At 42.9% G+C, this 21,073-nt stretch carries 27 protein-coding genes; 19 read left to right on the forward strand and 8 right to left on the reverse strand.

Going from position 1 to position 21,073, the window contains the following annotated elements; translation table 11 throughout:
• Positions 1-52: 52 nt before the first annotated feature.
• Entirely contained in the window at positions 53-436 is a 384-nt protein-coding gene (vrrA, locus tag HT574_RS12690; protein ID WP_309138300.1) for a VrrA/YqfQ family protein, read from the reverse strand.
• Between vrrA and HT574_RS20355 the strand changes: the two genes are divergently transcribed.
• The 3 genes from HT574_RS20355 (at position 363) to HT574_RS12700 (ending at position 3,005) form a co-directional block, all read left to right on the forward strand.
• Complete coding sequence (locus HT574_RS20355; protein WP_017435652.1) at positions 363-584, forward strand: hypothetical protein; 222 nt, start codon at positions 363-365, stop codon at positions 582-584. The two genes, vrrA and HT574_RS20355, sit on opposite strands and share 74 nt — an antisense overlap.
• Before the next feature lie 190 nt (positions 585-774).
• Positions 775-2,082, forward strand: coding sequence for a DEAD/DEAH box helicase (locus HT574_RS12695; RefSeq protein ID WP_175244870.1), 1,308 nt, complete (start codon positions 775-777; stop codon positions 2,080-2,082).
• A gap of 26 nt (positions 2,083-2,108) precedes the next feature.
• On the forward strand, positions 2,109-3,005 hold the full coding sequence (locus tag HT574_RS12700; protein WP_175244871.1) for a deoxyribonuclease IV: 897 nt from the start codon (positions 2,109-2,111) through the stop codon (positions 3,003-3,005).
• A gap of 21 nt (positions 3,006-3,026) precedes the next feature.
• Here the strand turns inward: HT574_RS12700 and HT574_RS12705 are convergent, their stop codons facing one another.
• Positions 3,027-3,287 carry a DUF2624 domain-containing protein gene (locus tag HT574_RS12705; protein ID WP_042406247.1) on the reverse strand — a complete coding sequence of 87 codons (261 nt, stop codon included), beginning with the start codon at positions 3,285-3,287 and terminating at the stop codon, positions 3,027-3,029.
• A 52-nt stretch (positions 3,288-3,339) separates the two neighbouring features.
• Between HT574_RS12705 and HT574_RS12710 the strand changes: the two genes are divergently transcribed.
• From HT574_RS12710 to zur, 4 genes are all read left to right on the forward strand, one after another.
• A complete protein-coding gene (locus tag HT574_RS12710) occupies positions 3,340-3,516 on the forward strand; it encodes a hypothetical protein (protein WP_155835547.1) in 177 nt (58 codons plus the stop codon).
• 80 nt (positions 3,517-3,596) lie between these two features.
• Positions 3,597-4,355 carry a metal ABC transporter ATP-binding protein gene (locus HT574_RS12715; protein ID WP_175244872.1) on the forward strand — a complete coding sequence of 253 codons (759 nt, stop codon included), beginning with the start codon at positions 3,597-3,599 and terminating at the stop codon, positions 4,353-4,355.
• Between the two features lie 15 nt (positions 4,356-4,370).
• Positions 4,371-5,204, forward strand: a complete 834-nt coding sequence (locus HT574_RS12720; RefSeq protein ID WP_017435069.1) for a metal ABC transporter permease — start codon at positions 4,371-4,373, stop codon at positions 5,202-5,204.
• Between the two features lie 6 nt (positions 5,205-5,210).
• Positions 5,211-5,636, forward strand: coding sequence for a zinc uptake transcriptional repressor Zur (zur, locus tag HT574_RS12725; RefSeq protein WP_042406244.1), 426 nt, complete (start codon positions 5,211-5,213; stop codon positions 5,634-5,636).
• Positions 5,637-5,654: 18 nt separating this feature from the next.
• On the opposite strand, the gene HT574_RS12730 is transcribed toward zur, so the two are convergent.
• Entirely contained in the window at positions 5,655-6,221 is a 567-nt protein-coding gene (locus HT574_RS12730; RefSeq protein ID WP_017435071.1) for a nucleotidase, read from the reverse strand.
• Positions 6,222-6,418: 197 nt separating this feature from the next.
• Here HT574_RS12730 and HT574_RS12735 point away from each other — a divergent pair, with 197 nt between their 5' ends.
• Entirely contained in the window at positions 6,419-6,766 is a 348-nt protein-coding gene (locus HT574_RS12735; RefSeq protein WP_017435072.1) for a hypothetical protein, read from the forward strand.
• A gap of 24 nt (positions 6,767-6,790) precedes the next feature.
• Here HT574_RS12735 and ispG read toward each other — a convergent pair whose 3' ends face one another.
• Both ispG and HT574_RS12745 read right to left on the reverse strand, forming a co-directional pair.
• Positions 6,791-7,888 (reverse strand): flavodoxin-dependent (E)-4-hydroxy-3-methylbut-2-enyl-diphosphate synthase, encoded by a 1,098-nt coding sequence (ispG, locus tag HT574_RS12740; protein WP_175244873.1) that lies wholly within the window; start codon positions 7,886-7,888, stop codon positions 6,791-6,793.
• A gap of 210 nt (positions 7,889-8,098) precedes the next feature.
• On the reverse strand, positions 8,099-8,428 hold the full coding sequence (locus HT574_RS12745) for a LysM peptidoglycan-binding domain-containing protein (RefSeq protein WP_175244874.1): 330 nt from the start codon (positions 8,426-8,428) through the stop codon (positions 8,099-8,101).
• 179 nt (positions 8,429-8,607) lie between these two features.
• On the opposite strand from HT574_RS12745, the gene HT574_RS12750 reads away from it, so the two are divergent.
• The 3 genes from HT574_RS12750 to pstA are packed head-to-tail and all read left to right on the forward strand — an operon-like array spanning position 8,608 to position 11,374.
• The gene (locus tag HT574_RS12750; protein WP_217499510.1) at positions 8,608-9,501 is read left to right on the forward strand and encodes a phosphate ABC transporter substrate-binding protein PstS family protein; all 894 of its coding nucleotides are present in this window, start codon (positions 8,608-8,610) and stop codon (positions 9,499-9,501) included.
• Between the two features lie 60 nt (positions 9,502-9,561).
• Positions 9,562-10,452: a phosphate ABC transporter permease subunit PstC gene (gene pstC / locus HT574_RS12755; protein ID WP_175244875.1), complete on the forward strand. Its 891-nt coding sequence runs from the start codon at positions 9,562-9,564 to the stop codon at positions 10,450-10,452.
• Between the two features lies 1 nt (position 10,453).
• On the forward strand, positions 10,454-11,374 hold the full coding sequence (gene pstA, locus HT574_RS12760; protein WP_175244876.1) for a phosphate ABC transporter permease PstA: 921 nt from the start codon (positions 10,454-10,456) through the stop codon (positions 11,372-11,374).
• 28 nt (positions 11,375-11,402) lie between these two features.
• Here pstA and HT574_RS12765 read toward each other — a convergent pair whose 3' ends face one another.
• The gene (locus HT574_RS12765) at positions 11,403-12,179 is read right to left on the reverse strand and encodes a DUF1189 domain-containing protein (RefSeq protein ID WP_175244877.1); all 777 of its coding nucleotides are present in this window, start codon (positions 12,177-12,179) and stop codon (positions 11,403-11,405) included.
• Positions 12,180-12,832: 653 nt separating this feature from the next.
• On the opposite strand from HT574_RS12765, the gene sodA reads away from it, so the two are divergent.
• The 4 genes from sodA to pstB all read left to right on the forward strand — a co-directional run bounded on the left by sodA (position 12,833) and on the right by pstB (position 18,152).
• Entirely contained in the window at positions 12,833-13,447 is a 615-nt protein-coding gene (sodA, locus tag HT574_RS12770; RefSeq protein ID WP_017435080.1) for a superoxide dismutase SodA, read from the forward strand.
• Between the two features lie 158 nt (positions 13,448-13,605).
• Positions 13,606-14,892: an MFS transporter gene (locus HT574_RS12775; protein ID WP_175244878.1), complete on the forward strand. Its 1,287-nt coding sequence runs from the start codon at positions 13,606-13,608 to the stop codon at positions 14,890-14,892.
• 94 nt (positions 14,893-14,986) lie between these two features.
• The gene (locus tag HT574_RS12780) at positions 14,987-17,122 is read left to right on the forward strand and encodes a peptidoglycan D,D-transpeptidase FtsI family protein (RefSeq protein ID WP_175244879.1); all 2,136 of its coding nucleotides are present in this window, start codon (positions 14,987-14,989) and stop codon (positions 17,120-17,122) included.
• A gap of 214 nt (positions 17,123-17,336) precedes the next feature.
• Positions 17,337-18,152: a phosphate ABC transporter ATP-binding protein PstB gene (gene pstB, locus HT574_RS12785; protein WP_175244880.1), complete on the forward strand. Its 816-nt coding sequence runs from the start codon at positions 17,337-17,339 to the stop codon at positions 18,150-18,152.
• Between the two features lie 28 nt (positions 18,153-18,180).
• Here pstB and HT574_RS12790 read toward each other — a convergent pair whose 3' ends face one another.
• Both HT574_RS12790 and HT574_RS12795 read right to left on the reverse strand, forming a co-directional pair.
• On the reverse strand, positions 18,181-18,648 hold the full coding sequence (locus HT574_RS12790; RefSeq protein WP_175244881.1) for an endolytic transglycosylase MltG: 468 nt from the start codon (positions 18,646-18,648) through the stop codon (positions 18,181-18,183).
• Positions 18,645-19,001 (reverse strand): hypothetical protein, encoded by a 357-nt coding sequence (locus HT574_RS12795; RefSeq protein ID WP_175244909.1) that lies wholly within the window; start codon positions 18,999-19,001, stop codon positions 18,645-18,647. The genes HT574_RS12790 and HT574_RS12795 overlap by 4 nt, the downstream gene beginning before the upstream one ends.
• Before the next feature lie 166 nt (positions 19,002-19,167).
• Here HT574_RS12795 and rpmG point away from each other — a divergent pair, with 166 nt between their 5' ends.
• The 4 genes from rpmG to HT574_RS12815 all read left to right on the forward strand — a co-directional run bounded on the left by rpmG (position 19,168) and on the right by HT574_RS12815 (position 21,066).
• Entirely contained in the window at positions 19,168-19,317 is a 150-nt protein-coding gene (rpmG, locus tag HT574_RS12800; RefSeq protein ID WP_071532933.1) for a 50S ribosomal protein L33, read from the forward strand.
• An 80-nt stretch (positions 19,318-19,397) separates the two neighbouring features.
• On the forward strand, positions 19,398-19,967 hold the full coding sequence (locus HT574_RS12805) for a 5-formyltetrahydrofolate cyclo-ligase (RefSeq protein ID WP_042406230.1): 570 nt from the start codon (positions 19,398-19,400) through the stop codon (positions 19,965-19,967).
• Positions 19,960-20,733 carry a DUF92 domain-containing protein gene (locus HT574_RS12810; RefSeq protein ID WP_175244882.1) on the forward strand — a complete coding sequence of 258 codons (774 nt, stop codon included), beginning with the start codon at positions 19,960-19,962 and terminating at the stop codon, positions 20,731-20,733. Before HT574_RS12805 ends, HT574_RS12810 begins: the two co-directional genes overlap by 8 nt.
• A 156-nt stretch (positions 20,734-20,889) precedes the next feature.
• The gene (locus HT574_RS12815) at positions 20,890-21,066 is read left to right on the forward strand and encodes a hypothetical protein (RefSeq protein WP_175244883.1); all 177 of its coding nucleotides are present in this window, start codon (positions 20,890-20,892) and stop codon (positions 21,064-21,066) included.
• Positions 21,067-21,073: the final 7 nt, after the last annotated feature.

Here is a 21,073-nt window from a genome sequence, read left to right on the forward strand (position 1 = left end):
TTCCTTTACATTATATCGGAGAAAAAGGGGGAATACAAAGAATAACTACGTTTCAGATATATAGCTTCGGGGTGGATGGTTTTGGCGTTTTTTCCGATTCTGCCCCCTTGTTTTCATTTGTTTTCTCTGCTTTTGGCACGGTCCGTTTTTTGGTTGAGGGCGCTGTTTTTTTCTTGTTTTTTTCCGTTTTGCTCTCTTCCATACTTTCTTCTTCATCCGCCGGTTTTAATTCTTTCCATATGCGGATCATCGCAGGAAGATTTTTAATTAGCGGGCCGTATTGCTGCACCATTGGCATGACGTTTTGTGCAATGCCAAGCATTTTTTGCACATTCGTCAACATTCCGAGAAATCCTCCGCCTGTGTTTGCGCCGGCGCCAGTGCTAGCGACGGCGTTCTGCATCATTGGCGATATCCACGGGGATGAAGGAGCGATCGGCTGCCCTCTTGAAAATAAGCGCGATAGGAAGCCGCCAAATCCAGGACGGGGAGCGGGTGTTCTCATGGCAGGAAAGGAAGAAGGCGGCATCCTTAAAAAAGAGCGTGGCATCGGGGAAGAAGGAAATATCGGTGGCCGGTTGTAGATCATCTCATTTTCCTCCTTTCTAGGCTAAAATAAGAGAGTATTCTCTTTCATAAAGTATGCGGAAAAACGGGAAATGTTTTTTCTTCTTCTGATCGTCTTAAGTTGCGGTACCGCGCAAAAATTAGATATAATGATAAATCGAGTTATTCGGCTTTCGGCAAAGTCGGAGCAGAAGGGAGTAATGGTGAATGAAGGAAACGCAATTTGAACGTTTTGCCTTTCAGCCGTTTATTATGGAAGCCATTAAAGAGCTTCGTTTTTATAAACCGACGGAAATTCAAGAACGCATTATTCCAAGCATTCTTCGCGGGGAAAGCGTCATCGGCCAGTCGCAGACGGGGACAGGGAAAACCCATGCTTATTTATTGCCTATTATCGAAAAGATTGATCCGGAGCGCGAGGCGGTGCAGGCGGTGATTACGGCGCCGACGCGCGAGCTGGCGACGCAAATTTATCATGAAGTGCTAAAAATCACAAAATTTTGTCCAAGCGACCGGCTAATTACGGCGCGTTGTTTTATTGGCGGAACCGATAAGCAAAAAGCACTGGAAAAACTAAAAATACAGCCGCATATTGTTGTCGGAACGCCAGGAAGAATTAATGATCTTATTCGCGAGCAAGCCTTAAATGTGCACACGGCGACGATGCTGGTTGTCGATGAGGCCGATTTAATGCTTGATATGGGGTTTATCATCGATGTGGACCAAATTGCGGCGCGCATGCCGAAAGAGTTGCAAATGCTTGTTTTTTCGGCGACGATTCCGGAAAAATTAAGGCCGTTTTTGAAAAAATATATGGAAAACCCGAAATATGTTCATGTTGCGCCAAAACAGGTGACAGCAGAAAAGATTGAACATGTTCTTGTGCCGCTTCGCAGCCGTGACAAAGTGAAGCTGCTGTACGATATGCTCGTTGCCTATAACCCGTACTTAGCAATCGTGTTTACAAATACGAAAAAAATGGCTGACGAATTGGCGGACAGCTTAGTGGAAAAGGGATTAAAAATCGGGGTTTTACATGGCGGTCTGTCGCCGCGTGAGCGGAAAAAAATGATGAAACAAATTCGCGATTTAGAATTTCAATATATTGTCGCGACTGACTTAGCGGCGCGCGGCATTGATATTGAGGGAGTGAGCCACGTCATCAACTATGAGCTGCCGCGTGATTTGCAGTTTTATATTCACCGTGTCGGACGCACGGCACGCGCCGGCTACACCGGCATTGCGGCAACCATTTATGAGCCGTCCGATCAAGATGCGATTACCAAATTAGAAAAAATGGGGATCGAGTTTCAACACCGCGATCTTGTGCGCGGCGAATGGGTCGATTTGCCGCCTTGGAACCGGCGGAGCAAGCGGGCTAGGCAAGATGGCGAGATTGCACCGCTTTTGGCGCAGATGAAAAAGCCGAAGCAAGTGAAACCGGGATATAAGAAAAAATTGCTTGCTGAAATAGAAAAACAAAAAAGGCGGTTGCGCCGCTTAAAGAAACGGTAATGATGTAACGGAAAGGGAGAAGGGGAATGTTAAAAATCGGTTCACACGTATCGATGAGTGGAAAAAAAATGCTGCTTGCGGCAAGTGAAGAAGCTGTTTCATACGGAGCAAATACGTTTATGATTTATACCGGGGCGCCGCAAAATACAAAGCGCAAAAAAATTGAAGAGCTCAACATTGAAGCAGGCCGTGCTCATATGAAAGCGCATGGCATTGAAGAAATTGTCGTTCATGCTCCGTATATCATTAATATTGGCAATGCGAAAAACCCGGATACGTTTCGACTTGGCGTAGAATTTTTGCGCTCAGAAATTGAACGGACAGAAGCGATTGGCGCCAAACAAATCGTTCTGCATCCGGGAGCGCATGTCGGAGCGGGGCCGGAAGCCGGTATCCGTAAAATTATTGAAGGATTAAACGAAGTATTGATGCGCGAGCAAACGGTGCAAATCGCGCTAGAAACGATGGCGGGAAAAGGTTCGGAATGCGGCCGCAGCTTTGAAGAGCTTGCGCAAATTATCGATGGCGTTACACATAACGAAAAATTGTCTGTCTGCTTTGATACATGCCATACGCATGATGCCGGCTATGACATTGTCGAGGATTTTGACGGCGTATTAGAGGAATTTGATCGCATTATTGGACTTGAGCGGCTCAAAGTGCTGCATATTAACGACAGCAAAAATCCGCGCGGAAGCCGGAAGGACCGTCATGAAAACATCGGCTTTGGGCATATAGGCTTTGCTGCGTTAAATTATATTGTTCACCACCCGCAGCTTGACGATATTCCAAAAATTTTAGAGACACCGTATGTCGGTGAGGACAAAAATCATAAAAAGCCGCCGTACAAATACGAAATTGCCATGCTGCGCGCGCAAGCATTTGATGAAGACATGTTAAGCAAAATTATAGAAGAAAAGTAAAAGGGCAAAAATAGTGCCCTTTTATTTTTTATTGACGAATTTTAAAAATAACTCATTTGCTTTTTTCGCCACTTGCGGCGATGTAATTTTCGCCAGCTCTTTTACCCATTTTTTTCTTTCTTGCGGGTCAAACACATTGATTTTATTCGTTCGGGCGATATGGAGAATTTTTTTTGCCTGTTCGACCGTGAGCGGGATGTTGTAGTCACGGCTATATGACACCAATTCTTCCGGAGTAATCGTTTTGAGCTTTTGTTGAACGAGCTGCTGATAAAAGTTCATTTTTTAACGCCTCCTCTTTTGCTATGCATCATATGAAATGAAGAGACGGAAAGTGTATGGTATACTAAAAGAAAAAAGAAACCGTGGTATTTTGGCACAGAAACAGCATAAAAAGGGACCGTTTAGCTATGTTATTTATCGTCTCAGTTTTATTTTTGTTGGCGCTTTCGCATCCATCGTCAATAAACATAAAGTAAGAGAAGCGCGGTTTAAATCGCTCGTTCATTAATGTTTACAAACGGCGTTCCATCGGCTATACTACGTTCGTAGCTAAATCGTAATTATTATGAATTAGCAGGGGAGAACGTGATGAAAACAGAATATGTCCTGAAAATGGAACATGTATCGTTTCGTTATGAAAAAGAAAATGTATTAGAAGATATTAATTTAACCGTGCCAAAAGGTGCATTTTTAGGGCTAGTCGGTCCAAACGGTTCAGGAAAATCAACGTTATTAAAATGCGTATTAGGCTTGTTAAAGCCGCAGCAAGGCCATATTTCTTTGTTTGGAACGCCGATTGAATCGTTTAAAGATTGGCATCGGATCGGCTTTGTCTCGCAAAAGGCCAACAGTTTTAACAGTGGATTTCCTGCCACTGTTTATGAAGTGGTGGCGAGCGGGTTGACCGCGAAGCGAGGAATGTTTCGTTTTTTTACGAAAAATGATAAACAAGCGGTGTCGGAAGCGATTGAAGCAGTTGGCATGAGCGCGTTTGCCAAACGGAATATTGGCGAATTATCCGGCGGCCAGCAGCAGCGTGTCTTTATTGCCCGGGCGATTGTCAGCAAACCGGAACTGCTTATTTTAGATGAACCGACGGTTGGTGTCGATGTTCACCACGTGCAAAGTTTTTACAACATGCTTGAAGAGTTGAATGAGCATCTTGGCATTACCCTTATTCTTGTCACACACGATATTGGAACGATTACCGAAAAAGTAACGCACGTTGCTTGTTTGAATAAGCATTTATATTTCCATGGGAAAGCAGAAGAATTTGAAAAGCTCGGGGAAGACGCATTATCGAAATTTTACGGGCATTCGCTTCATGTGCTTTCTCATCAGCACTGATGGAGGAATGACACGATGTTTGAAGCGATATGGCAATATGAATTTTTACGCAACGCATTTATTGCGGGATTATTAATTGGATTTGCTGCTCCGCTTCTTGGCGTGTTTATTGTAGTGCGGCGTCTGTCGCTTATTGCCGATGCGCTCAGCCATGTGACGCTTGCCGGTATTGCTGCTAGTTTACTGCTCGGCAAAAATTTTCCTTACTTTACAAACTGGAATCCGCTCTATATCGGAATGGGATTTTCTGTCCTTGGTTCGCTTTTTATTGAAAAATTGCGGGCCGTCTATAAACATTATCAGGAACTGGCAATTCCGATCATTCTTTCAGGAGGCATTGGCCTTAGCGTCATTTTTATTTCGCTGGCAGACGGCTTTAATACGGATTTGTTTTCGTATTTGTTCGGCAGTGTTAGTGCTGTTAGCCGCCAGGACGCATGGACAATATTTGCCATCGCCTGCCTCGTAACTGCCATGATTTTATTGTTGTATAAAGAATTGTTTCTTCTTTCATTTGATGAAGAATATGCGGTCATTTCCGGGATTCGCGCCAAGCTGATTCATTTTATATTTATCGTATTGGTGGCGCTGGTGATCGCTGCATCGATGCGGATTGTCGGCGTTTTGCTTATTTCTTCGTTGATGACGCTTCCGGTGGCGGCGAGCATTCGCATTGCCAAAGGCTTTAAGCAGGCGATCGTTTACTCTGTTTTATTTGGAGAAATATCGGTCGTTGTTGGCCTGTTGCTTTCCTATCAGCTCGATTTGGCTCCTGGCGGCACGATTGTGATGCTTGCTGTGTTCATTTTGCTTGCCACACTAATGTGGAACAAGTGGAAAAGGGGATAAGAAAGGATGAATGTCGCACAAGCCATTCGCTTGATAAAGGAAAAAGGATTTAAACATACAGACAAGCGGAAAGATATGCTGCAGCTATTTGCCAACACGGATAAATATCTAACGGCCAAAGATGTGCTGGAGGCGCTGCGCGATGATTATCCGGGATTAAGTTTTGATACGATTTATCGCAATTTATCACTGTTTGTAGAACTTGGTATTTTGGAAATGACGGAGTTGTCAGGGGAGAAACATTTTCGTTTCGCGTGTGATACCCATCATCACCATCATCATTTTATTTGTGTGCAATGCGGCAAAACAAAGGAAATTTCCTCCTGCCCGATGGATGAGCTGGCTGAGCAGCTGCCAGGTTATCAAATATCCGATCATAAATTTGAAATATATGGAAAATGCCCAGAATGTCAAAGGGATATCTCTACATAAAAGAGATATCCCTTTTCTTTATGTTGATAAAAGCCGTTCTACATGCTGTTTTGCTTCCAACCAGTCTTTGACGCGAATGACTTGCTTTGGAAGCGGGCCTTGGTTATATGGCGTATCGAATAAAATAACGGGGATTTGACATGCCTCGGCGATATCGCAGGCGTTATCGTATTTGTCTTCAAAAAAGGCGGAAATGCGATATGTTTTCACTGCTTCAATTTTGTCGTGAGAGCCGATCAATTCGATATGATGATAATGGACGCCGTTTTTTTGAAACCATTGCTCCGTTAAGTCATATAAATGTCTGCCGCGCGCGCTGATATAAAACAGCTCATATTTGTTTTTCCAGCTGTTGATCACTTCCAGCGCATGCTCGGCCAACGGGGCGCGTTCGTAAATCATGGCTTCATATTTTTCCATCCAGCGGTCCATTTCCTCTTCCGTTGTATCGTACAGAGGAGCTAAATTATATTGGGTGATATCTTTTAGCGTTAAATTTTTTTGAAAAGACTTGTTTAAATATGGAATAAATGTGCTCGGACAAGTAACGGTTCCATCGATATCAATTCCAAGCCGTTTTTTCATGTTCGTTTCTGCCTCCCTAAAAATAAAACCGTAGGAATGTGGATAAAATCGGCAAAAGAGCTTGTTTGCCGAAGCAAAGGTTTGCCGCCGATAGCCTCAATCATTTTAACATCTATAGAAAATATTCACATCTATAATTTTGCATAAACTTTTCATACTAATAAATGCTCCTTACTTTAGGAAAGCGAGGGAAGCACATGGTGGATGACCGCGAACGCACGTATAACGAAAGCTACGTGCAATCGATTGGAAAAGATGAACCAGAACGTGACTTTATGGAAGAAACGGCGGCAGAAATAGCCGAACCAGTTCGGCGCAATGATGAACGTGGCGAAGAAGAAGCCGATGGAGCAGGGTTAGGCTGGCTAGCGCTCGCCCTTTCCATTATTTCCTTATTTATTTGGCCTGTCTTATTAGGAGCAGCAGGCATTATTGTCGGCTTTATTGCACGCCGGCGCGGTGCCGAGACGCTGGGTGCATGGGCCATCGGGATTGGAATTGTAGCGATTATCGTCCGCCTGTTCATCATGCCGTTTTATAGTTAACAAAAAAGCTTGGCGCTTTAAGCGTCAAGCTTTTTGCTGTTGTTTGGCAAAGTATTCTTCCGCCAATTTGTCCACTTCTTTTTTCAGCTCCTCGACCATTTTTTCTTCTGGAACTTTGCGAACAATTTTGCCATGGCGGAATAATAAACCTTCGCCGCGCGCTCCAGCGATGCCAATATCTGCTTCGCGGGCTTCCCCTGGTCCATTGACGGCACAGCCCAGCACTGCTACTTTAATCGGCGCTTTTATTTTCGAAATATATTCTTCAATCTCGTTGGCAATGCTGATCAAGTCGATCTCAATGCGTCCGCATGTCGGGCAGGAAATCAGCGTCGCTGCATTCGATGCCAAACCGAACGCTTTTAATATTTCCCTTGCCACTTTTACTTCTTCAACCGGATCCGCGCTAAGCGAGACGCGGATCGTATTGCCGATTCCTTTGCTTAAAATTGCGCCGAGCCCGACGGCGCTTTTGATCGTTCCGGCAAATAGCGTACCGGATTCGGTAATGCCGATATGGAGCGGATAATCAAACGTGCGCGCCGCTTTTTCATATGCCTCGATCGCCAGCCGCACATCCGACGCTTTTAGCGATACGATAATATCGTGGAAATCGAGCTCTTCTAAGATGCGGATATGGTATAGCGCACTTTCGACCATGCCGTCTGCCGTAGGATAGCCGTATTTTTCCAAAATTCGTTTTTCCAATGAACCGGCATTGACGCCGATGCGGATCGGTATACCGCGCTCTTTTGCTGCTTTGACAACAGCTTCCACTTTTTCACGGCGCCCAATATTGCCGGGATTGATTCGGATTTTATCGACTCCGCCTTCAATCGCTTTCAGGGCTAGTTTATAGTCAAAATGAATATCCGCCACCAGCGGAATGTTAATGCGCTTTTTAATTTCCGGAATAGCGTTGGCCGCACGCTCATCCGGGCAGGCGACGCGGACGATTTGGCAGCCCGCTTCCTCCAGCCGCTTGATTTGGGCGACGGTCGCTTCGACGTCGTGCGTTTTCGTCGTCGTCATGCTTTGGATGACAACTTCGTTGTTGCCGCCAATCGTTAAATTGCCAACGCGAACGGGACGAGTTTTTGAACGATGAATAATTTCACCCACGTAAATTCGCTCCTTTAAGAAACAAGTTCATGTCGCTTTCTGAATTATTGTAACAATGTTTATCGTCACTTGACAAGAAATTCGCTATTCATCAGGAAGACTTCCAATGCAGGCATTGATTAGAAGGAGACCGCCTTTTTCTATGCAGAAGCTTCTTCGATGGGGTAGTAAGAAACTCTCGCCTCTTCATGGAATGAAGGTGGGAAAGGTTCATCGTTTATATACCGGTATTTTATATTTTTTTCCAATTCGTAATGCTTGTGCTTTTTCACCTGGATTCAACGTTTCAAAATCGGTGATCGCCCTGTCAATGGGAACAGGGAGCGGTCCGTTTTGCTGCCTTTCCATAATGGACAATAGTGTATCTCCAGGTTTGACGGTCACCGTTTGATACGGGATATGGACGTTTGTTTTTCCGGATGCCGCATATTCAGGCGCTGCTGTTGCTCCCGTGGAGGTGATCAATGTTCCAGTTGTTACATCATGATAAATGATATAGATGGAAAGACACAGGACGAAGGCAATGATTGCTTTTTTCACGCATGATTCCTCCAATGAACACGTTGTTAGTAACTATGTATGCTTGTCCCCAAAAAAATATGTAAAATATGGTGGCCCGTTTTACGGAAACTTAACATTTGCTTAATAAAGGCATAAAACTCCTCCTTTACAATGAACTTGTACAGGGCAATAGAAACTAATAGGAGGGTCAATCGATAATGTGGAAAAAATCCATGAAATTTGGAATTGCGGCATTGTTAATAACGGGGATGCTTGCGGGGTGTGGAAAAGCGAATAACACAATAGAGGAAAATGCCGGAAATACAGACACGAAGCAAGAAGAATCGTATTCTGGAACGATTACGCTAGCTGGATCCACTGCTCTTCAACCGCTTGCAGAGGAGGCTGCAAATCAATTTATGGAAAAATACCCTGATGTTTCGATTACTGTACAAGGAGGAGGAAGCGGAACAGGCGTTAACCAAGTTACCGCTGGTGCTGTACAAATCGGAAACTCAGATGTTCCATCTGCAGAAAAATTAGAAGATAAATCGAAAGCAGGAGAGCTCATTGATCATAAAGTAGCAGGAATTGCTTTTGCGCTTGTAGTGAATAAAGATGTCAATGTCGATTCCTTAACAGTAAAACAAATTCAAGATATTTTCTCTGGAAAAATTACAAACTGGAAAGATGTTGGCGGAAAAGACGAAAAAATTAACATCATTAATCGTCCTGCTTCCTCTGGAACACGTGCTACTTTTGAAAAAACGGTGATGAAAGACGTAAAAATAAATGAAGCGATTGGAACTGTTCAAGATTCCAATGGCGCTGTCGAACAAGCGATTAACTCGACGCCAGGATCGATTAGTTATGTTGCGATGTCGTACTTAATCGGCGAAAATAAAGATTTAAAAACGCTAAAAATCGATGGAGTAGAACCGACGATCGAAAATATTAAAACGGAAAAGTATCCTTTCTGGTCTTATGAATACATGATTACCAAAGGCGAGCCGAAAGATGCCGTGCGTGGATTTATCGATTACGTGAAAAGCGAAGAATTTGCTTCGAAAGTAAAAGAAATGGGCTACATTCCTATGTCCGAATTAGAGTAATTCCATTAAAGGCTGGCTACATCGTTTGGCCAGTCTTATTCTTCATGAGGTGACGGAAGGATGAAAGAGAAAAGAAGGCTGAATTATTGGAAAAAAGAATATATCGGAAGGATCCTAGTCACTTTTTGCGGCCTATTGATCGTTATTACTACCCTTTTGATCATTGTGTTTATTTGCGGAAAAGGAATCCAGTCATTTACAGAAAACGGAATTTCTCTAAAGGAAATGCTGTTTTCAACAGAATGGAAGCCGAGTGATTCGCATCCAAAATATGGCGCCGTTATTTTTATCGTCGGGTCAATGCTCGTATCCATTGGAGCGGTGTTGTTAAGCACACCGATTGCGATCGCCCTTGCTATTTTTATGAATTTTATTTCTCCAAAATTCGGTTCAGCCGTACTAAAACCTGTTTTAGAGCTGCTTGTCGGCATTCCGTCCGTCGTTTACGGATGGTTAGGTGTTACTCTTCTTATTCCGCTTCTTCGTGAATGGTTCGGCGGAGTAGGATTTAGTTTGTTAGCTGGAATTATCGTATTAAGCATTATGATTTTACCTACTATAACAAGCATCGCGTCAGATGCGCTTAGTGGCGTTCCGTTTTCTTACTTAGAAGCGTCATACGGACTTGGGTCAACGAGATGGCAGGCGATCAGCCGAGTGATCGTTCCAGCAGCACGAACAGGAATTTTAACAGGTATCGTCCTTGGATTGGCGAGAGCGTTTGGCGAAGCATTGGCGGTGCAAATGGTAATCGGAAACACGGTGAAACTCCCTTCAGAATTATATAGTCCGACAGCGACACTGACAGGAACTTTAACGATGGATATGGCTAATACGATAAACGGTACTGCTTGGAACGATGCGTTGTGGACATTGGCGATGATTTTGTTGTTTATTTCCTTTTTCTTTATTGTGCTTATACGAATGATCGGGCAAAGAAGGGAACGATAAGATGACATCGAGAGTGGTTGATAAAGTTTGGACAAGTATATTCTATGTCATTGCTGCATTCGTCATTAGCTTGCTTATCTTCTTTTTTGTGACGGTTTTGTCGAAAGGCTGGGGATTTTGGCAGCCGGATTTTCTATTTGGAAAACCGAGCAACACGCAAGCAGGGGGAGGAGTTGGTCCGCAGCTTATTAACTCGCTTTATATGCTTGTCATTACGTTATTGATTTCTGTTCCATTGGGATTAGGAGCAGGAATTTATTTGGCGGAATACGCCAAACAAGGGAGAATGCTTAACTTTGTTCGGCTGTGCATCGAAACGATGGCGTCTCTCCCATCAATTGTCGTTGGATTGTTTGGTTTATTGGCGTTTGTGACGCTAACAGGATGGGGCTACACGTTAATTGGCGGCGCGTTGGCGATTACGATATTAAATTTGCCTGGATTGACGCGTATATGTGAGAACGCGATTTTAGATGTTCCTTCGAGCATAAAAGAAGGCAGTCTTGCGTTGGGAGCGACGCGGTGGCAGACGTTAATGAAAGTAATTCTTCCGTCCGCTCTCCCGCAAATAATGACAGGGGTTATTTTAGCGGCGGGACGAATTTTTGGCGAGGCGGCTGCGTTAATTTATACGGCAGGCTTGACAACGCCGTTATTAAACTTTGCTGCCGATTTATCAAGCAAAGCACACCCATTGAATGTTTTTCGACCAGCAGAAACGTTAACCGTACACATTTGGAAATTAAATTCAGAGGGAATTGTTCCAGATGCCAAAATCATTGCAGCGAAATCTGCAGCGATATTAGTGATGATGGTTCTTTTGTTTAATATTACCGCTCGTTTTGCGTCCGCTGCATTGCAGCGCTATTTTACAGGGAATCGCCGAAGAACAACCAAAAAGAAAATGAGCAATGTTGCATAAAAAAGCCACTATCGGAAGCGATAGTGGCTTATTCGTTTTGCGGTTTTGCTGAAGGAACTTCTTTGATCGCCAACAACAGCACGACAATCGAGACGAACCAATGAATAAATGGAGCATATGGCACAACCGTTTGCAACGCCTCCATAACGGTGAAAAACACCGTTGATAAAGTGACGGCATATGCCGACATAATCCAAGTATGGCGGTATTGCAGTTTTTTATCGAGAGTGCTGCACAAAATTAATCCGAAGAAGGCAAGGATACAGATGCCGATAAATTTACTTGCGCTTGCGAATAAATAAATTATGAGCAACGACAGTGGGATGAAAACAGGCAGCAGTGACTGCATGGTTTCGATAAAGGAATGGATATCTTCATCTGTTATTTTCATATCTGGAAACGTTGAATAGCTATAATATTGTACTTGATGATTAGCAACTAATACAGCTTCATGTTTTAAAAGCCCGATGGCGTTGCTAAAGCTTTCTACGTCTTCTTTTGTGACTTGGCCGGTGCTGTCAAAAATGATGGTAAAACCGTGCTGATCAATATGAATGGGTTTTTTTGCAGAAGAATGCAATTGACCGTGTTCAATCGTAAACGAAGGAAGGTCATTTTCTAAAAGAGCGCTTGTATTGCGAATTCCTTCCACAAAAGAAGTGGTTAAGTAATAGAACGTCGGCAAGATGGAAAGAAAGGTTAACAAAAATACATATCCAATCGTTTTTCCGATTCCTTGAAAGCGAAAACGTGCGATATCTTTCGGCGAGTATAAACTTTTCCATAGCTGCACAAACATATTCATTCTTGACACACCCTTCCTGTTCTCCATGTTCATTGTATATTGTGCGCGTTGATAATTCAACTAAAGACGCAGGCAATAAAAAAATCTCCTAGGAACGTTTTGGTTCCTAGGACAAACATTGGTCATACTTTAAACGTTTGCAGCAATCCATATTGGTAGTTGAAGACTTTAACATTGAAATTTTTTCAATCATTATTTTGGTGGACAGCTGCATTTGTTGTTCGATGGAGCGGATGACAACTTGTTTGTTTTTTTCATAACCGATATAAGCGATCATCGAGGAGAGATGCACGTGATAAAAACAATGACGAATACTAAAATGGTCTGTAGATTCCGGCAGCTGATCAAGGAAAACGATGTGAAACGCACATTATTTATTGTAGATGGAAGTGAGAAAAACTTCGGCCAGGTCTGTTTATGCCGTTTCATTCTTTATTCGCTCCTTTATCCGTATGAAATCTGGTCATCCCCCAATGTAACGAATTATTTTTAATATTTTGTTAAGAGAATGTGTAAAGTTTGTTAAGCAATGGGAGCTATAAGCAAATAAATTGAAACATTGTGGCAGTTTTGGTAAGCTAAGTTTAAACGAACGCATAATGGTTATACTATTTTGCGTTCAGGTACATAAAAACAAAAAAGGAGGAGTTAGTATGGCTTTTGAATTACCGCAATTACCTTATGCTTATGATGCGTTAGAACCGCACATTGACAAAGAAACCATGAACATTCACCACACAAAACACCATAACACTTATGTAACAAACTTAAATGCCGCTTTAGAAGGCCATCCGGATTTACAAAACAAATCGCTTGAAGAATTGCTCAGCAATTTGGAAGCACTTCCAGAAAGCATCCGCACAGCGGTTCGCAATAATGGCGGCGGGCACGCTAACCACTCTTTATTCTGGACCATTCTTTCACCAAACGGTGGCGGTGAGCCAACAGGCGAACTAGCAGAGGCTATTAATAAAAAATTTGGCAGCTTTGCTGCATTTAAAGAAGAATTTACAAAAGCAGCTGCGACTCGCTTCGGTTCTGGTTGGGCTTGGCTTGTAGTGAACAATGGCGAACTTGAAGTAACAAGCACGCCAAACCAAGATTCTCCATTAATGGAAGGAAAAACTCCAATTCTTGGCCTGGACGTTTGGGAACATGCCTACTACTTGAAATACCAAAACCGCCGTCCGGAATACATTGCTGCATTCTGGAACATTGTCAACTGGGACGAAGTGGCAAAACGCTACAGCGAAGCAAAAGCGAAATAATGAACTGCTGAAGTACACAGATTGGGCTAAAAGGAAACTTTTAGCCCAATCTTTTTTGTTTTTGCAAAGGATAGCGATTTTTTCCTTTTCCCATCCCCGATGCATAGAACAGTGAAAAATTGCAACACTACCCTTTAGACGAAAAAGGGGAGTTTACCATGGCAATCATCAAAAAAATTACTGGTCAAGAACAAATTACGCGGGATTTAGTGCTGCTGCTATGCATCGGCGGATTTTATGCATTGAGCGTTTCCCTTTCCAATACGTTTGTCAATGTGTATTTATGGAAACAGTCTGGAGAGTTTCGTGATTTGGCACTATACAATTTATCAGTTGTTACATTGCAGCCGATAACGTTTGTTTTCGCAGGAAAATTGGCAAAAAAAATTGACCGCATTATTGTATTGCGGTTAGGTGTATCGTTTTTAGCGGTTTTTTTTATTACTGTTTTGCTTGTCGGCAGTCGTGCTCATGATTACTTGATTTTGCTAGGCGCCCTTTTAGGGATCGGGTATGGATTTTACTGGCTTGCCTTTAACGTATTAACATTTGAAATTACCGAACCGGAAACTCGTGATTTTTTTAACGGGTTTTTCGGCATTCTTACTTCGATGGCCGGAATGATTGGACCAATCGCTGCCGGCTATATTATTTCTTCTTTAGCCAATACGCGGGGATATACGCTGATCTTTTCCATTTCCCTCATCCTGTTTATCATTGCCGTTATTTTAAGCTTTTTTCTGCATCGGCGACCGGCAGATGGAAACTATTTGTTTCTTCGCATTTTAAAAGAGCGGAATTATAATCAAAATTGGAGATTAATTACAAACGCTCATTTTTTCCAAGGGTTGCGTGAAGGAACATTTGTCTTTGTCATTTCCGTATTAGTGTATATTACTTCGAAAAGCGAGTTGGCATTGGGGAAATTTGGCTTTGTGAACTCGCTAACCTCATTCATTGCTTATTACGTTGTTTCCCGGCTGATGAAACGGAAATATCGAAAAAAAGCGATTTTATGCGGCGGTTTATTGCTATATGTCGCCATTTTTCTAATCGTTTTTCACGTCTCTTATCCGCGCTTAATTTTGTATGCGGTCACGATCGCCATTGCTTATCCGTTGTTGCTCGTTCCGTATTCGTCATTAACGTTTGATGTAATAGGGAGAAGCTGGAAATCGGCGGAAATGCGGATTGAGTATATCGTCGTCCGTGAATTGTTTTTAAACGGCGGCCGGATTGTATCCATTCTGTCGTTTTTGGCGACGATCACCTTTTTCGAGGAAAAAACGGGAATTCCGATTTTAATGTTAATACTTGGAGCGGGGCATTTCATTATTTACTTTTTTATCCGCCGCATTCATTTTGATGACCACGAAACAGAGGAAGCAAGGCGATCGTTTCTGCAGCCAAAGTTCACTAATGAAGAAGGGGGCTCCCCGGCATAGGCAGCCCCCTGTGCCATGTTTTTTTTTCTAGAAAAGTTGGCCTGTTTCTTTTACAATATAAGAAGAAAATGGGCGAGGAAAAGGAGGAAGCGGGTTGAAAAAGAAAAAACGGGCGCAAGTGCCGTTTCGGTTAAATATTCTTTTTTTTGTTGTGTTTTTGCTGTTTTCGGCGCTTATTTTACGGCTCGGTGTCGTACAGATTGTTTATGGAGAAGACTACCGGAAGGAGGCCGAGCGCACGGAAGATGAAATTGTCAGCACGCCGGTGCCGCGTGGAAAAATTTACGATCGCTATCATCAGGTGATCGTAGATAATATCCCGAGAAAAGCGATCACCTATACGCGTTCGAAGACAACGACACCGGAAGATACACTGAAAGTGGCGCGCAAGCTGGCGCAATATATCGACAAACCGGTTGATAAAGTAACGGAACGCGACATGAAAGACTATTGGATTTTGACACGAAAAGAGAAAGCGGAAAAAAAAGTAAGTAAAGCAGAGCGGAAAAAGCTCGAACAACAAGGATTGTCGCAGAAGGAAATCGATAAAAAAGTGTATGAGCTGACATTAAAACGCATTACGCCAGCTGATTTAGCTGAAATTACAAAAAAAGAATTGGAAATCATCGCTATCAAACATGAAATGGACAGCGGCTATGCACTAACGCCGCAGACGGTGAAAAATGATCATGTAACAGATAAAGAATATGCAGTGGTGAGTGAGCATTTAGAGGAATTGCCAGGAGTAAATACGACTGTCGACTGGGACCGTCACTATGTATATGGAAATACGTTTCGTTCTGTACTCGGCAATGTGACGAAAGATGGTGAAGGAATTCCGCGCGAACGGATCGACTATTTTCTGGCACGTGACTACAGCCGCAATGACCGGGTTGGGAAAAGCTACCTTGAAGCGCAATTCGAGGATGTCTTGCATGGCAAAAAGGCAAAAATCAAAAATATCGTGGACAATTCCGGCAATGTGACTTCGATAGAGCAAATATATAATGGAGAGCGCGGGAAGGATCTTGTACTGACGATCGACATCGAACTTCAGAAGCAGGTGGAAAAAATCATCGAAGAAGAAATCATGGCAACAAAGCGGAAGGGACGATCCCCGCTGCTTGATCGGGCGTTTGTGGTGATGATGAATCCGAAAACGGGAGAAGTTTTAACCATGGCTGGAAAACTGCTCACAAAGGATGAACATGGAAAAACACAATTTGTTGATTATGCTATTGGCAACATCACCTCCGCTTATGCCATGGGATCAGCAGTCAAGGGAGCGATGGTGCTGACGGGCTTTCAAACAGGAGTATTGCATCCGAATACTTACATCGTTGACGAACCATTATATATCAAAGGAACGCCCCCTAAAAAATCATGGCAGACGATGGGGACTATCAATGAGTTGACCGCGCTGCAGCGTTCCTCGAACGTGTATATGTTTAAAACGGCGATCGCCATCGGCGGCGGGAAGTATCGCCCACATCGGTCATTAAGCGTTAATCCGGAAGCGTTCACGACCATTCGCAAGTATTTTAGCCAATTCGGGCTTGGAGTAAAGACGGGAATTGATTTGCCAAACGAGCTCAGCGGCTTTCAAGGAAAAGCAACGGGAGCGGGGCTATTGCTAGACCTTGCCATAGGCCAATACGATATGTACACCCCGATGCAAATGGCGCAATATGTATCAACCATTGCCAACGGCGGCTATCGGATGAAGCCGCAAATTGTCAAAGAGATTCGCAAGGCGACGGATAATGCAAAGGAATTGGGGCCGATTGTCCAGCGATTTGAACCGGTTGTATTGAATCGGATCGATATGAAGACAGAGTATATTAAACGGGTGCAGGAAGGATTCCGCCGGGTGATGCAGATGCCGAAAGGAACAGCGTATGCATATTTCGCCAATGCGCCATATAAGCCGGCTGGCAAAACGGGAACAGCGGAAGCATTTTATGACGGACCGATCCAAAGCAGACGAAATGATCCAACATATAATTTGACATTAGTTGGATATGCTCCGTATAATAATCCGGAAGTGGCGTTTGCCGTTGTCGTTCCTTGGGCGACGCAAGGAGAGAGCGACGGCATTAACGATAGAATCGGCAGACGAATTTTAGATGCGTATTTTAAGCTGAAAGCCGAGAGAGCAAAAGGAAATATTGCAAACAATACAACAAGCGGAAACACAGAGACAAACACGGAAGAAATGAATAACAACTAATAAATATCAGGAAAAGAAGGCACTTTCCGTACGGTGCCTTCTTTTTTTTCTTTTAACAAAGGCTTAACATTTAATTAAAACATTGTTAATAGTTTCGATTTATCCTAAGTTTAGAAGGTTTATTAAGCAAGTGATAGAAACGTTTTTTGTGAAAGCGATAGCGAATCAAAGGTGGGTTTTACCTTTTTATAGAAAAATAAAAGGGGAGACATTTATGGGTGCAACGGTAGCAATGGAACGAACTCATATGAATATATTAAGAGAAACCGCGAAAAAGGAGACGGTATATCATACAAACCAACTAAATGTATGGTACGGAGAGCATCATGCTTTAAAAAATATTCACTTATCTTTTTATGAAAAAGAAATTACGGCGATTATCGGCCCATCTGGCTGCGGAAAATCCACTTATATTAAGACGCTAAACCGAATGATTGAATTATTGCCAAATGTCCGCATTACTGGCGAAGTTATTTATCGCGGCCGTAATATTTTTGATCCTTCTTACCACGTAGAAGAGTTACGGATGCATGTGGGAATGGTTTTCCAAAAACCAAACCCGTTTCCTAAATCCATTTATGATAATGTTGCTTACGGTCCACGCATTCATGGGATACGAAATAAAAGTACGTTAGATGACATTGTCGAGAAAAGTTTACGTGCCGCAGCACTTTGGGATGAGGTAAAAGATCGCCTTCATGAGCATGCACATATGCTTTCAGGGGGACAGCAGCAACGGTTATGCATCGCCCGCTGTTTGGCGCTCGAACCGGATGTTATTTTGATGGATGAACCTACTTCTGCATTAGACCCAGTGTCAACAGCAAAAATGGAAGAACTGATGCAACAGTTGAAGGAACACTATAGCATTATTATCGTTACTCATAACATGCAGCAAGCGGCACGTATTTCGGATAAAACTGCATTTTTTCTAAACGGAGAAGTAATCGAATTTGGAGATACGCGTCAATTGTTTTCCAATCCGAGAGATAAACGAACAGAAGATTATATTATAGGACGATTTGGATAAACATCGTAAATGGGGTTATTCCCTTGTTTTAGGGAATAACTCCATTTTTATCGGATTTGTTCGTGATAAGATTGCCTATTTCTCCATAACTCATACCGCTATGTACTTTGTAAGTACCGGCACGAACGTCGCGGGTTAGCCCATGTGTTTCTAAATAGGTTACAAATGTATCGGCATCGGGAACAATATGGGCATCTTCTAATTTTTGCGCGAAGTCGTTTGGCGCTTCACCTTTTTGAATCGTAAGCAAGTAAACGTATACGGTTTTGGATGAAGGTGGATTGCTTGAAACAGAAGGAGTCCTATCCTGTTTAGCTGCTTCTTTTAACTTTTTATATTCTGATTCACTTATCGCAATCAGCCCTTCTTTTTTCAGTGACTCATGAAGTTTTGTCGTTGTTAACGTGTCGGATTCCGTGTAGTAAGCAGCGCCAATAACGGAAGTAGCAAATAGCATTCCAAGAGCGATGGAGCGTATCGTTTGCTTCGTCATCATCGTGCCAGTCCCCTTAAAATCATGCGTACTTCTTCCGTTGTAAGGGCGGTTTCGCGGGCGATTTGTTCATGAGAGAGTCCCTGTTTGTAAAGAAACAGCACGCGCTTTTGGGAAGAAGAAAGCAGCCTATCATGGCGGATAGGCATGGCGTTCGATCCATTCTCATGCGGAATAAGCAATTCTTCTTCCAACACTTGCAGCCGTTTTTTGATTTGATAGGTTTCCTGCGCCAGCGAAATGGTGAGATGGTCGATTTGTTCTTCAAGACGGTTTATTTCATCTTTGTCAAAAAAAGAAACAATAAAGAGAAAAATAGATAGGACGGCCAAAGCGATCATCACATATTCGATCATCATTTATCCCCCTACTTCACTATACCATAGCTCGTTTATTCAAGAAATACTTCATTAATCAAGCGAAAAAGATGCAATTTAGATGTGGAAATCGCCATAAAAAAATGCTATCATAGAAAAGTCTGATTATAATAAGTTCAACTAAAGTAGTTTGGAGGGAAGATACATGCGCGTGAACATTACATTGGCTTGTACAGAATGCGGTGAACGTAACTATATTACGTCCAAAAATAAACGCAACAATCCAGATCGTCTTGAATTAAGAAAATATTGCCCAAGATGTAAAAAGACATTACTTCATCGTGAAACGAAGTAAGCAGTAGGAAATAAGTTCCTGCTGCTTTTTGTCTTTTTATGGTGGACTTAGGCGGAATGTGGTAAGGGAGGAAAAGGAAAATGGAGGAAAAAAGGCAAATCCGCAAACGGATGCAAGCAAAGCTAGAGCAGTTAACCGATGAGGAAAAACAAGCATATGATAAACAAATCGCAGAAAAGCTATATGAACTGCCGCAGTGGAAAAATGCCCGCGTCATTGGCATCACGATTTCGAAAGGAAAAGAAGTCGACACCATTCCCATCATTGAACGGGCCTGGCAAGAAGGGAAAACGGTGAGCGTGCCAAAATGCGATCCGGCGACAAAGACGATGGTATTCCGGAAGATCGTATCTTTTTCCCAACTTGAGTCGGTATATTTCGGTCTGCGCGAGCCAATCGAAACGTTGACGAACGAAGTAAAAAAAAGCGATATGAATATCATCATCGTTCCGGGAATATGCTTTTCCAAGAATGGTTATCGAATTGGATATGGCGGAGGATATTATGACCGCTATTTGCGGCATGTATCAGTGCCGACGATTTCATTGGCCTATTCTTTCCAAGTCGTCGACTCCCTGCCTATAGAAGAACATGATGTTCCTGTGCAAATGATTATTACAAACGAAGGGGTTATACAATGTAATGAATGAATGGCAATATATCATCGTTTCCGCTATTGTGGCGCTCGGAGGGTGGTTTATCCGTTCGCTTTCCATTTCCGGAGCAATCGCGACTATCATTGTTGGCACGATCGTTGGAATTGGATTTTCATGGAACGGATTAATACTGTTAGGATTATTTTTTGTCAGTTCCAGCATGTGGAGCAAAATCGGCAAAAACAAGAAAAAAAAGCTAATGGAAAAAGTAGAAAAAGGGGAGTGCCGCGACTATATACAAGTGTTCGCAAACGGGGGGCTTCCCGCCTTGATCAGCTTCCTTTCCTTATTCCACCCATCACCGTTCTGGCTCCCTTTGTTTCTTATTTCCGTTGCTGCCGCCAACGCGGATACATGGGCATCGGAAATCGGCATTTTAAGCAAACAGCCGCCAAGATTATTGACAAATTTCAAAAAAGTGGAAGCAGGAACATCGGGGGCGGTGACATTGCTCGGCACGGCTGCCGCCTTTTTCGGGGCTGCTTTTATCGCTGCTGCAGGCGCTGTTCAATGGGAAAACATTTCTGTTATGACGATCGCCTTTTTCGGGTGGCTTGGCAGCTTGTTTGACACATGGTTTGGCGCGGTCTGGCAGGCGGTGTACCGCTGTCCGATATGCGGGATGCAAACGGAACGAAAGGAACATTGCGGACAAAAAACGGTGCATATGAAAGGGTACCGTTTTGTCAACAATGATGTGGTGAATGTTTTATCTATTGCCTGTTCCACATTGATTTACGTTGTTTTATCCATTTTCTGAAAAAGGCAGATGATATATGAACGACGGAAGTTTTTTTGCTAAAAACGGCCCATTTTTGGTCCGTTTTTTCTTTTTTAGCTGTTGCTATTATTTCATAATTTATCAATGAATGGGAAAAAGAATAAAGAGGAATTTTATAATAGAGGGAGTGGAACGATGAACAAGTTTGTCTATCTGTTATTGGCGATTATAGCCGGCATAGCGGTATACCGCTACCGCTATCGAGTGGTAAACGCTTTATTAAGTATCCGAATTTTACAGAAGTGGTTTGTCCGCTCATCCATGAGTGTTCCGTTTGTCCGCAATGCAATGATTTCCCAGATATTACGCTAAGTGTGGT

Source organism: Parageobacillus sp. VR-IP (genome assembly GCF_013357975.1).
GTDB classification, from domain to species: Bacteria; Bacillota; Bacilli; order Bacillales; family Anoxybacillaceae; genus Saccharococcus; species Saccharococcus caldoxylosilyticus.

What these genes read in the sequence shown, in the direction of transcription:
- HT574_RS12695 (WP_175244870.1), top strand. Translation starts at nt 775, where the DNA reads ATGAAGGAAACGCAATTTGAACGTTTTGCCTTTCAGCCGTTTATTATG.
- HT574_RS12700 (WP_175244871.1), top strand. Translation starts at nt 2,109, where the DNA reads ATGTTAAAAATCGGTTCACACGTATCGATGAGTGGAAAAAAAATGCTG.
- HT574_RS12705 (WP_042406247.1), bottom strand. Translation starts at nt 3,287, where the DNA reads ATGAACTTTTATCAGCAGCTCGTTCAACAAAAGCTCAAAACGATTACT.
- HT574_RS12715 (WP_175244872.1), top strand. Translation starts at nt 3,597, where the DNA reads ATGAAAACAGAATATGTCCTGAAAATGGAACATGTATCGTTTCGTTAT.
- HT574_RS12720 (WP_017435069.1), top strand. Translation starts at nt 4,371, where the DNA reads ATGTTTGAAGCGATATGGCAATATGAATTTTTACGCAACGCATTTATT.
- zur (WP_042406244.1), top strand. Translation starts at nt 5,211, where the DNA reads ATGAATGTCGCACAAGCCATTCGCTTGATAAAGGAAAAAGGATTTAAA.
- HT574_RS12730 (WP_017435071.1), bottom strand. Translation starts at nt 6,221, where the DNA reads ATGAAAAAACGGCTTGGAATTGATATCGATGGAACCGTTACTTGTCCG.
- HT574_RS12735 (WP_017435072.1), top strand. Translation starts at nt 6,419, where the DNA reads ATGGTGGATGACCGCGAACGCACGTATAACGAAAGCTACGTGCAATCG.
- HT574_RS12750 (WP_217499510.1), top strand. Translation starts at nt 8,608, where the DNA reads ATGTGGAAAAAATCCATGAAATTTGGAATTGCGGCATTGTTAATAACG.
- pstC (WP_175244875.1), top strand. Translation starts at nt 9,562, where the DNA reads ATGAAAGAGAAAAGAAGGCTGAATTATTGGAAAAAAGAATATATCGGA.
- pstA (WP_175244876.1), top strand. Translation starts at nt 10,454, where the DNA reads ATGACATCGAGAGTGGTTGATAAAGTTTGGACAAGTATATTCTATGTC.
- HT574_RS12765 (WP_175244877.1), bottom strand. Translation starts at nt 12,179, where the DNA reads ATGAATATGTTTGTGCAGCTATGGAAAAGTTTATACTCGCCGAAAGAT.
- sodA (WP_017435080.1), top strand. Translation starts at nt 12,833, where the DNA reads ATGGCTTTTGAATTACCGCAATTACCTTATGCTTATGATGCGTTAGAA.
- HT574_RS12775 (WP_175244878.1), top strand. Translation starts at nt 13,606, where the DNA reads ATGGCAATCATCAAAAAAATTACTGGTCAAGAACAAATTACGCGGGAT.
- pstB (WP_175244880.1), top strand. Translation starts at nt 17,337, where the DNA reads ATGGGTGCAACGGTAGCAATGGAACGAACTCATATGAATATATTAAGA.
- HT574_RS12790 (WP_175244881.1), bottom strand. Translation starts at nt 18,648, where the DNA reads ATGATGACGAAGCAAACGATACGCTCCATCGCTCTTGGAATGCTATTT.
- HT574_RS12795 (WP_175244909.1), bottom strand. Translation starts at nt 19,001, where the DNA reads ATGATCGAATATGTGATGATCGCTTTGGCCGTCCTATCTATTTTTCTC.
- rpmG (WP_071532933.1), top strand. Translation starts at nt 19,168, where the DNA reads ATGCGCGTGAACATTACATTGGCTTGTACAGAATGCGGTGAACGTAAC.
- HT574_RS12805 (WP_042406230.1), top strand. Translation starts at nt 19,398, where the DNA reads ATGGAGGAAAAAAGGCAAATCCGCAAACGGATGCAAGCAAAGCTAGAG.
- HT574_RS12810 (WP_175244882.1), top strand. Translation starts at nt 19,960, where the DNA reads ATGAATGAATGGCAATATATCATCGTTTCCGCTATTGTGGCGCTCGGA.
- HT574_RS12815 (WP_175244883.1), top strand. Translation starts at nt 20,890, where the DNA reads ATGAACAAGTTTGTCTATCTGTTATTGGCGATTATAGCCGGCATAGCG.